9 protein-coding genes are annotated in these 9,691 nt (G+C 68.4%); 5 read left to right on the forward strand and 4 right to left on the reverse strand.

Going from position 1 to position 9,691, the window contains the following annotated elements; genetic code table 11:
• Nucleotides 1-243 precede the first annotated feature (243 nt).
• Nucleotides 244-687 carry a hypothetical protein gene (locus ACWGIH_RS33685; protein WP_453448988.1) on the forward strand — a complete coding sequence of 148 codons (444 nt, stop codon included), beginning with the start codon at nucleotides 244-246 and terminating at the stop codon, nucleotides 685-687.
• A gap of 543 nt (nucleotides 688-1,230) precedes the next feature.
• Here ACWGIH_RS33685 and ACWGIH_RS33690 read toward each other — a convergent pair.
• Nucleotides 1,231-1,728, reverse strand: coding sequence for a hypothetical protein (locus ACWGIH_RS33690; protein WP_453448989.1), 498 nt, complete (start codon nucleotides 1,726-1,728; stop codon nucleotides 1,231-1,233).
• A 385-nt stretch (nucleotides 1,729-2,113) separates the two neighbouring features.
• Entirely contained in the window at nucleotides 2,114-3,274 is a 1,161-nt protein-coding gene (locus tag ACWGIH_RS33695) for an alkaline phosphatase PhoX (protein WP_453448990.1), read from the reverse strand.
• 520 nt (nucleotides 3,275-3,794) lie between these two features.
• Here ACWGIH_RS33695 and ACWGIH_RS33700 point away from each other — a divergent pair.
• Nucleotides 3,795-4,436: a hypothetical protein gene (locus ACWGIH_RS33700; protein WP_453448991.1), complete on the forward strand. Its 642-nt coding sequence runs from the start codon at nucleotides 3,795-3,797 to the stop codon at nucleotides 4,434-4,436.
• A 388-nt stretch (nucleotides 4,437-4,824) separates the two neighbouring features.
• Here ACWGIH_RS33700 and ACWGIH_RS33705 read toward each other — a convergent pair whose 3' ends face one another.
• A complete protein-coding gene (locus ACWGIH_RS33705; RefSeq protein WP_453448992.1) occupies nucleotides 4,825-5,628 on the reverse strand; it encodes an alpha/beta fold hydrolase in 804 nt (267 codons plus the stop codon).
• A gap of 147 nt (nucleotides 5,629-5,775) precedes the next feature.
• On the opposite strand from ACWGIH_RS33705, the gene ACWGIH_RS33710 reads away from it, so the two are divergent.
• A complete protein-coding gene (locus ACWGIH_RS33710; protein WP_453448993.1) occupies nucleotides 5,776-6,384 on the forward strand; it encodes a TetR/AcrR family transcriptional regulator in 609 nt (202 codons plus the stop codon).
• Between the two features lie 148 nt (nucleotides 6,385-6,532).
• Here ACWGIH_RS33710 and ACWGIH_RS33715 read toward each other — a convergent pair whose 3' ends face one another.
• Nucleotides 6,533-6,793, reverse strand: coding sequence for a hypothetical protein (locus ACWGIH_RS33715; protein ID WP_453448994.1), 261 nt, complete (start codon nucleotides 6,791-6,793; stop codon nucleotides 6,533-6,535).
• A 326-nt stretch (nucleotides 6,794-7,119) separates the two neighbouring features.
• On the opposite strand from ACWGIH_RS33715, the gene ACWGIH_RS33720 reads away from it, so the two are divergent.
• Nucleotides 7,120-8,034 carry an acetoacetate decarboxylase family protein gene (locus tag ACWGIH_RS33720; RefSeq protein ID WP_453448995.1) on the forward strand — a complete coding sequence of 305 codons (915 nt, stop codon included), beginning with the start codon at nucleotides 7,120-7,122 and terminating at the stop codon, nucleotides 8,032-8,034.
• Nucleotides 8,035-8,056: 22 nt separating this feature from the next.
• Nucleotides 8,057-9,655, forward strand: a complete 1,599-nt coding sequence (locus tag ACWGIH_RS33725; protein WP_453448996.1) for a succinic semialdehyde dehydrogenase — start codon at nucleotides 8,057-8,059, stop codon at nucleotides 9,653-9,655.
• Nucleotides 9,656-9,691: the final 36 nt, after the last annotated feature.

Genomic DNA, 9,691 nt, shown 5'->3' on the forward strand with positions numbered 1-9,691 from the left:
AAGACGGCGGCCTCGTACATGGTGTGCCCGCGACGACCGCGTCGGCCAGTCCCGCCTCCGTGCCCCTGAGCTGGGACCAGCCGGCACGATCCAGGTCAAGCCTGTTCGATCCCTCGTGCGCAGGGGTATGCCCTGCCTTGCCGACCGCACGTCAGGGCTCGGACCGGATCTGGCTGAGGGGGAATCGTGCGCACTCGCGTGTCCGGACTGGGCCTCGGTCCGAGCCGAGGGGACTATGCCCTCATGACCCCGCTCGCGGGGACCCTGCTGCAGATACATCGAGGATTCCTGCTGATCTTCTGGGTCGTCATGGCCGGTTTAACCGTGTTCACCCCCGACCAGGTCGACGGGAACCTCGTCTGGATGACGGCGGTGGTGATCGCTGTCTACACCGTGACGTTCGGATGGCGTCTGCTGAGCGCCCGGCTCGGCATGAACCGGTGCTACCTCCTGGCGCAGGGGGTGGCCGTGACCAACCGCTTCGGCCGGGTGACCGATTCCGTGGCCTGGAGCGACGTGACCGGTATCCAACAGACAACGGTCGTGGATCTTTACATGGGAGCGCACCGCATGGAGATCCACCGGAACCAGACCGCCAAACCCCTCACGTTCGTGGCACCGGGCGTGAAATCGCAACTGGTGAAAGCGCTGCTCACCGAGGGCCGCCGCGCAGGAGCCCTGCAGTGAGGGGCATCGGGCCCGGGGCCGTAGCCACTCCTACGTAACGGTCGACCGCCCAAAACACTCGCTCAAGTGCACCCATTAACTCCCCCGTCTCGCCGATCTTCCCTGCTGCGGCTTGAGTGATCGTAGAGGTCTGAGACCAGCGCAGTCACGAGACCGGCGTCGAGTGAGCGACCCAGCCTGACCTGCCCGAACACGAACGGTCGGCTCCACCCGAAGCAACCACGTCGCCTCGCCGACGCCTCAACTGTGCAGCGCGGCGCGGCACATGGAGCAGGAGCAGCACGCGTCCTAACGGCGCAGGTGAACGGCGCGGTCACGCCGCCCGGTCGAGGCGTGACCGCGCCCTACCCCGGCCAGCCAAAGCCCGTCACGCCTGGACGAACTGTCAGACCTGCAAGGTGTGTGTAGCGTCGCGGACCGTGGCAGCCCGCTGCACGCCCGATGTTCACCGCGATGTCCCTGAATTACGGGATGCCACTGGGGCTACGGCACGCAGACAGGCCGGATGCCGGTGGTCAGCCGGTCGGAGGTCTCAGACAGGCGTCAGTCGGGGATTCCTGGCATGCCCCATCGGGCTGCTCTGTCGCCGACTTCAGCTTTCGGACACAGATGGCGCCACGCCGTGAGCCCCACAGGGCAGCCCGGACGCCCGAAGAGGAGCAGCCTGCCGCGCAAGCTCAGGCGGAGTCTCGCCAGGTCGTGGACGTTGTCGTGGATGAGCAGGACCCGGACCACCTGGTGGGGGTCGTATTCGGTGATCTGTCCTCCGACGCGGCGCAGGCAGAGCCTGGCCTCGCCGTCGGCTGCGCCCGGGTCGACGCGCGCCTCCACCAGACGCCGTCGGTCCCACGCCCAGTACACGAACTCCCCGAACAGGTAGAAGGCACCTGCGTAGAGAGCCCATATGGCGTTGGTACCCGTCCACAGCAGCAGAGCCAGGAAGCCGAGGCAGCCAGCCGTAATCCCCATACGCCGAAGCCGCGGAGTCATCTGCGTGCTCTTGTCGTCCGCGTCCCAGAGCAGCTCTTCGCTGGCAGCCATGCCGCCATCATCGTCGCTACACGGCGTCATGAGTAGCCCGGAGTGTGCCTTGCCTCCACAGATGTTTCGACCCAGGGAGTGGGCCCCAACGCCCGGCGTGGTCCCAAGCGTTGCGGCCCTTGCCGTTCAAGCTGTGCCACCACACCACGCTGGTGGCACAGCAAGGGATAAGACAGCACGCGATGCACGCACTGGACGCCGCCGACTGACGACACGTGGTGCGAAGCGTGCCTGCCCCTCCCCCGGCGGTCGGCTGACCCGGTGATCCGTACGCGCGAGCGGGTGCCCGCCGAGACGTTCAACGCGGCCTGGAACGACGCCGCCTGGTCAACATCTGCGGTGAGCTCATAGAGGCAGGCTTGCGCGGCTCGTGACACTGGGTCAATCAGCTGCGGAAAGGACCTGTGACTTCGTAGGTGATGCCGCCGGACGAGCTGCCGCTCGTACCACGCTGGCTGGAGAAGTACAGGCGCTTGCCATCCGGCGAGAAGGCCGGGCCGCAGATCTCCGAGGAGGACTGGCCGTTGATCCGCAGGAACGTCGCGACCACGTCGTCCGGCGTGATGATGCAGATCTCCATGTTCCCGCCGTCCTCCGCGACGTACAGGTCGCCGGAGGACGAGCCGGTGACGTTGTCGACGCCGGTCAGCGGGGCTCCGCCACCGACGACCAGGGAGTCGTCGTAAGCCAGCTCAAAGGTGTTGGCGGCCACGTTGAGCTGCCAGACGCGGCCATCGCCCTTGGTGGTGAACCAGACCGTGTCGTTGGCGTAGTGGCAGCCCTCTCCGCCGTTGAACAGTTTGGCGCCGGAGACCTGGTCGCGGGTCGGGGTGGGCGAGCCGTCCGGGTCGGGCACAGTCGCCCAGGTGAAGCTGCCGGAGGTGGCCGTTCCGGCCTTGAGTACCTGGAGCGTGCCCGCCGACAGGTTGCCCCACGTGGACGGAACGAACCGATAGAAGCAGCCGTCCGAGGCGTCCTCCGTCAGGTAGATCACCTTGCGGACCGGGTCGGCGGCGGCCGCCTCGTGGTTGAAGCGGCCCATGGCATCGCGGCGTACGGCGGCCTTCACGCCCCACGGGTCGGTCTCGTAGACGTAGCCGGTGCTGACCTCCTCGCAGGACAGCCAGGTGTTCCAGGGGGTCGCCCCGCCGGCGCAGTTGCGGTTGGTGTTGGACAGGATCCGGTACGAGCCGGTGATGGAGCCCGTCGAGTTGAACTTGATCGCGCCCGCGCCGCCGGTGGAGGAGATCTCCGAGTTGGAAACGTAGATCCAGCCCGTGCCGTCGGCGAAACAGGCACCGCCGTCAGGGGCGTCGTGCCAGGTGTAGGTGGTGGAACCGACCTTCTGACCGGACCGGGCGATCACCCGACTGGTGAAGCCGCTGGGCAGCTGGACGCCGTTGGCGTCGGCCGTGCCGAGCGCTCCGTACGGACCAGGGCCCTTCTGTGCCGGCGCCGCATAGGCCGCGCCCTGCATGAGCGTGTAGCCGAATGCCGCTGCTGTGCCGCCGACGACTGCTCCACGCAGGAAACCACGACGTTCCACTTGATCACTCCAGGGGTTCGTGACCGTCCCTGCCGCACCGGTCGGGCGGCGGGGGCGCGAGGGGCGCTTCGGGAACCTAAGCGTCCCGGATTGACGGTGTATCAACATCCCATGAAGTGGAAGCGTCTGCTGTCGGCCTGTTGCGCGGCGGCCCCGGCTGCCGGAGAACTGGCATGAGGCATGAGGCATGAGGCATGAGCGATCGTCCGGCCCGCTGCGGACCGCCGGCGCGACGGAGCGGAGAATCGCGGTATGCCCGACAAGAGAGATGAGACCGCATGCCGCGTCCGCGGCTACGACGAGGGCGAGATCCTGTGGGGGGCCCACGGCTTCCCCCTGTATGTCATCTGCAGCTGCTGTTACACCGAATCTGGCATCGGTGACGACAACCTCACCCAGGCCGCGAACTTCGCGGCTACTGGGTCGGGCGCGGTGCCCCCTGGGCAGAGCCCCACCGCTGCCCGAAGGACTGGGACCTCCTGCGACAGATACAGAACATCCCCGAGGAGTGGCGCTGAAAATGCCGGACAGTGACACGACGTCGGGCACACCGGTTCCCCCCGAGGAGTTCTGCCGCATGTGCGGGTGGGACGACGACACCTTCTGGGAGAACGGCTGGCCGACCTCCGCCATCTGTTACTGCTGCGGAAGCGAGTCCGGGATCGGGGACATGGGAGCGGAGCCCGGTTCATGGAGTGGTGTTCGAGGCCTGCACGACTTCCGGGGGTGGTGGATCGGCCACGGTGCCCAGTGGTGGTGGCCGCGCAGCAAGCCGCGGGACTGGGACGTACTCCGGCAAGTGATGAACATCCCCGCACCGTGGCGCACCCCTCCGCCGCCCCCGGCCGACCGCGAGCAGCGCGTCCTTGAACGGGCCGAGTCCGGGTCGCTGGGTACGGAGAGCCTGTGCCGGATCTGCGGTCTGGCCGGGCCTTTGTTCTGGCGCGACGGCGTGCCCTCCGAGACGCTCTGCCCGTCCTGCGGCTGCGAGTCCGGCATCGACGACCTGGGGCTCCCGGGAAATTGGGAGGCGATGCGGGCCATCCGTACCCGCCGCGGTTACTGGGTCGGGCTTGGAGCCCCGTGGACCGACCCCACGGCTCGCCCGGCTGGCTGGGACGTTCTCGAGCAGCTCGGCGCCATCCCGCCTGCCTGGCGGTGACCTCACCTCCGGGTGGGGGGCTGAGCGCTCCGCCCTGCGTCCCGGGAAACCCGGCTCCCTGTCGGTCACCTCCCACTCGTCGTCACCCGGCGGTCTCGCGATTCAGGGAGGCGGCAAGGTCAGCAGACCAGCCGGCCTCCCCTTCGTCGAACATCTGCCGTCGCACGATGTAGGCGCCGTGCGGGCGAAGTTCTCCTGGACGATGTCGTCGTCCTGTTGCTCTGCCCGCCACCGATGCTCTGGCGCTCGCCCCAGCTCTCGACGCCGAAGACCTATTCGTGGATGCATGTCCCGCCGTCACCGTGCGGGTTGTGGGTCGGGCTCGGGCTCGGGCTCGGGCTGGCAGTGAAGCCGGCCAGGGACATCCTCCGGCTGGCGAAGACCGCGTTTATGCCTGATCTGTGTTGGTGAAGAAGTCGGTCAAGACGGGGGCGAGGAGCTCCGGGGTGATGGCGTGCTCCTGGCCCGGGAAGACGTGCAAGGTGAAGTTGTCCGCGAGGGCGGCGAGTTCCCGAGCGCCAGTGAGCATGTGGGGCGCGCCCGCGTCCCCGCTGCCGACGAACACGGGCACCTTCACGGACTCCCAACGGTCGGCCGGCAGCGGTCGGCCCGACATGGTGTCGCCCATGACCTGGCCGTCGTAGGGCAGGGTGCGGGCGGCGGCTTCCATGCCCGCCCAGAAGGGGGCCTGCCGCATCCCTGCGACGGCCTCGGCAGGCATCCCCACGGCCGCGGTCATGAAGTAGGCGGCCGCATCGCCGTACGCCCCTTGCTTCACGAGGTCGTTCAGGTGGGCGACGTAGTCGGCCGGCAACGGAGGCCGACTGTCGTCGGTGATGAACGGCGGCTCATACAGGGCGAGTCGGGTCACGGCGCTACCCCGGGCCACGGCCTCCAGTGCCAGAACGGCACCAGAGGACATCCCGAAGACCATCGCCTCCCCGCCCGCGCCCTCGATGAGCGCGTCCAGATCCTCGACTTCACGCTGCACGTCGTAGGCCGGGTTGTCCCCGCTGTCACCGCGGCCCCGCCGGTCGTAGGTGATCACGGTGCAGTGCTCGGCCAGCAGGCCGGCGAGTTCAGCGGAATCACCACGCGCCATGAAAGCGCCACCTACGAGCACCACCACGGGGCCCGAGCCCTGCCGCTCGTAGGCGATGACCGTGCCGTCGGCGGAGAGCACCTTGTCCATGAGGAATCACTCCAAATCTCAACTCGCGGTACGCGGGGGCCAGTGCCCTCGCCCCCTTCGGAACTAGACCGTACAGTACTCGCTCGAGTACTAGTCAGTCCAGTACTCTTCGGCGAAGGACGCGATAGATGGGAAAAGGTGTCGATGATGGACAGCCGTTCAGCGCGCAAGCACGCAGCAATCCTGGAGGCCGCGACCAGCGTCTTCCTGGACAAGGGGTACTCCGGGACCAGCATGGATGACATCGCCAAGCTGGCCGCGGTGTCCAAACAGACCGTCTACAAGCACTTCTCCGACAAGGAGAAGCTGTTCGCCGAGATCGTTCTGGCCACGACCGACCGGCTCGACGCCACGATCGACCTACTGGCCGACTTCCCGACCACCGACGGCAATCTGGAAGAGAACCTGACCCGGCTCGCCCGTCAGTTCCTCACCCCGCTCACGGACCCTCAAGTGATCCAGCTGCGGCGCCTCATCATCGCCAACGCCGACGTCTTCCCCGATCTGGGGACCGAGTGGTACGAGCGGGGCTTCGAGCGAGGACTCGCCACGCTGGCGGCGACCTTCCAGCGCCTGGCCGACCAGGGACTGCTTCGCATCGACGACACGCTCCTGGCCGCGAACCACTTCTCCGGCCTGCTGCTGTGGATCCCGGTGAACAAGGCCATGTTCACCGGCAGCGTCCAGCACACCGACGCCGACCTGGACCACTACGCCGCCGCCGGCACTCGCGTCTTCCTCGCCGCCTACCGCTGACCGCTGCACCGCAACAGTCGATCTGCCAGACCCGGAAAGAGGCCATATGGCCATCCGGGACCGACGCCCACGGCCAGCCCTCACCCGGCTGACCCCGGCGGACGTGACGTCAGCGGATCAGGCCCAGGCCTTACAGACAACAGCCACATCACGTACGCCGTGGCGGCACTCGACGCAGCCGTCCAGGACGAGGAAGCCGCGAGCCATGCCGGCGCCCCCGGACCGCGGTGACGTCCCGGCCGCAGAGGGGAAGGCACACGGCGCCGGCGTCGGCGGCGAGTTCGCGGAAGAGGCGGTCGCGGGTCTCGTCGTCGCCGAAGAGCCAGTCGGCGCCGTGGCTGCAGGACAGCACCGGCAGTGCCCGGCCGACCCCTGGGGCCGGATCATGTGCGTACGCACGCTGCCCCACTCTTCGCGGCACCCACGCCGCCAATGTCGCCCGCAAGCTCGCCGTCGACGCCCTCAAGCCGGCACTCCACGACACCTGAGCACCTCGCACCAGCGCGCATCCATGCCGTGGCGGCGCACGGCGCACCCAGAGCCGGAGCCAGGCCATCCACGTCGCGTGAGCCGCCCGGCTCCCCCGTTGCCGCCAACCCGGGGTCTCGGCCGGCGATTCCGCAAGCCCATTTCGTGGCCAGCACAGACGGCCCGCCCACCACAGTGTTGACGGTGCTTACATCTATGGCTAGCCTCATGTTTCCACCGTTAACATCCAAGCAAGGGAGCCGTGCGATGTCTACGTCCCAGCAGGAAACGATCGAGGTCGACTTGGGTGGCCGTGCGGTCGCCGTCCCGAAGGGCGGCCTGTACGACCGGTTCCGGATGGACACCGATCTCGACGAGGTCGCCCGCGATCCTCGGGTCAGGGGCGTGGACTTCTTCCGCCGGCTGCCAAAGACCAAGGTCGACTCCCCGATCGGAACCACGCTCACCCCGAACTTCTACTACCGCATCTCGACGGCCCGGCTGACGATGCTCGCCCGATCGCGGGCGATCCGCAGTCGTCTGCCCAAGGAGCTTGCGCCACTGGAGGTCGCGCCCGGACTCGGCCTGGTCTCGGTGATGTTCTTCCGCTACGACGTGTGCGACATCGACTTTTACACCGAAGCCGCCGTCGGGATCGCGGTGAAGCCGGCCCGCCACGGCAAGCTCGGCTTCGTCGACCTGGTCGCCGGCCTCAAGAACGAGCACCTGGACTCCTACGTGCTGTCCCTCCCGGTGAGCACGCAGATCGCCCAGGTGCGCGGGCACGACGGCTACGGCTTCCCCAAGTGGGTCACCGCACTCGACGTCGACATCGACTCCCGCCGCACCACCGCCCGCGTGGCCAACGACTCCGGCGGCACCGACCTGTCCCTCTCGGTGCCCACACCGGCGCAGAACGTCCATCGCAGTGGTGAGCGTGTCTCCTCGCTCACCTCGTACACGACGATCAACGGCGCCTGGCACTCGACCCTGAGCCAGACCAACGTCCTGTCGGCGGGGACCGCGCGCCTTCCGCGCGGCGTCGACCTCCAGCTCGGCAAGGGCCGCATGGCCGACGACGTGCGCTCGCTCAACCCGATGCGGACCGTCCAGCTCGACGTCGTGACCGAGGGCCAGCTCGCGCTGCACATGCCGGTGCCCACCTCGGTCCGAAGCCGGTAACACGAACGAGGAGCCTCCTGCCATGGTCACCGACCACGCCACCCTTCCCTCCGCTGCGCGCGGCTCCGGCCTGCCCGACTCCCTGACTCCGGGCCGGATCGAGCAGCTGGCAGCGCGCGTCACGGCCGCAGCCAACGCCGAGCGGGTCACCACAAAGGCCCCGTACACCGGTGCCCCGCTGGCCGACCTGCCGGTCTCCACCCCCGAGGACGTGGAGAGCGCCTTCGCCCGTGCCCGTATCGCCCAGAAGTTCTGGGCCGCCACCCCGCTGAGCCGGCGCAAGAAGATCATGCTGCGGTTCCACGACCTCGTCCTTGCCCGACAGGACGAGGCGCTGGACCTGATGCAGGCCGAGAACGGCAAGACCCGCCGCGACGCCTACCTCGAAGTGCTCGACACCGGGATCACGTCCCGCTACTACGCGCGCAGCGCCGCCAAGTACCTCAAACCCAAGCGCCGCCGCGGCGCGATCCCGGTGCTGACCCACACCACCGAACTGCGCCACCCCAAGGGCGTCGTGGCCATCATCTCCCCGTGGAACTACCCGCTGAGCATGGCCGCCGGTGACGCCCTCGCGGCACTCATGGCCGGCAACGCCGTCGTGCAGAAGCCCGACACCCAGACCGCGCTCACCGCATTGTGGGCCATGGGCCTGATGCACGAGGCGGGCCTGCCGGCCGGGGTGTGGCAGATGGTGGTCGGCCGGGGCAGTTCCATCGGCGGCGCGCTGATGGACAACGCCGACTACATGATGTTCACCGGTTCCACCGCCACCGGGCGCAGGATCGCCCGCGACGCCGGCGAACGCCTCATCGGCGCCTCTCTCGAACTCGGCGGCAAGAACGCCATGATCGTCCTCGACGACGCCGACATCGACAAGGCCGCCGACGGCGCCGTCGCCGCCTGCTTCCCCTCGGCCGGCCAATTGTGCGTGTCCATCGAGCGGCTGTACGTGGCCGAGGAGATCCGGGACCGGTTCGTCGACGCGTTCGTCGCCCGCACCAGGCAGCTCAAGATCGGCGGTGCCTACGACTACAGCTGCGACGTCGGCAGCCTCACCAACCAGGCCCAACTGGACACGGTCACCGCACACGTGCAGGACGCCGCGTCCAAGGGGGCCACGGTGCTCGCGGGCGGGAAGGCTCGGCCGGATCTGGGGCCGCTGTTCTACGAGCCGACGATCCTCACCGACGTCACCCCGGACATGATGCTGCACGACCACGAGACGTTCGGCCCCGTCGTCTCGGTCTACTCCTACCGTGACGTCGAGGAGGCCATCGAGTTGGCCAACTCCTCGTCGTACGGGCTGAATGCCAGTGTCTGGAGCCGCGACGGGGCGCGGGGGCGGGCCGTGGCCGCCCGCGTGCACGCCGGCACCGTCAACGTCAACGAGGCGTTCGCCGCGGCCTGGGGAAGCATCGACGCGCCGATGGGCGGCATGGGCGACTCCGGACTCGGGCGCCGCCACGGCGCCGACGGGATCCTCAAGTACACCGAACCCCAGACCGTCGCCCACCAACGCATCCAAGGGTTCACCCCGCCGGCCGGCATCGCACCCGAGACCTGGGCCACCCTTATGACCGGTACGTTGAAGGTCCTGAAGGCGGCGGGCGTGCGCTGAGAGGCACGGGCCGGACGGCGCAGTTCCCCCCGGAAC

The sequence above is a fragment of the Streptomyces sp. NPDC054872 genome (genome assembly GCF_053610705.1).

Coding starts and splice junctions, on each gene's coding strand:
- ACWGIH_RS33685 (WP_453448988.1), top strand. CDS start 244: ATGACCCCGCTCGCGGGGACCCTGCTGCAGATACATCGAGGATTCCTG.
- ACWGIH_RS33690 (WP_453448989.1), bottom strand. CDS start 1,728: ATGGCTGCCAGCGAAGAGCTGCTCTGGGACGCGGACGACAAGAGCACG.
- ACWGIH_RS33700 (WP_453448991.1), top strand. CDS start 3,795: ATGCCGGACAGTGACACGACGTCGGGCACACCGGTTCCCCCCGAGGAG.
- ACWGIH_RS33705 (WP_453448992.1), bottom strand. CDS start 5,628: ATGGACAAGGTGCTCTCCGCCGACGGCACGGTCATCGCCTACGAGCGG.
- ACWGIH_RS33710 (WP_453448993.1), top strand. CDS start 5,776: ATGGACAGCCGTTCAGCGCGCAAGCACGCAGCAATCCTGGAGGCCGCG.
- ACWGIH_RS33720 (WP_453448995.1), top strand. CDS start 7,120: ATGTCTACGTCCCAGCAGGAAACGATCGAGGTCGACTTGGGTGGCCGT.
- ACWGIH_RS33725 (WP_453448996.1), top strand. CDS start 8,057: ATGGTCACCGACCACGCCACCCTTCCCTCCGCTGCGCGCGGCTCCGGC.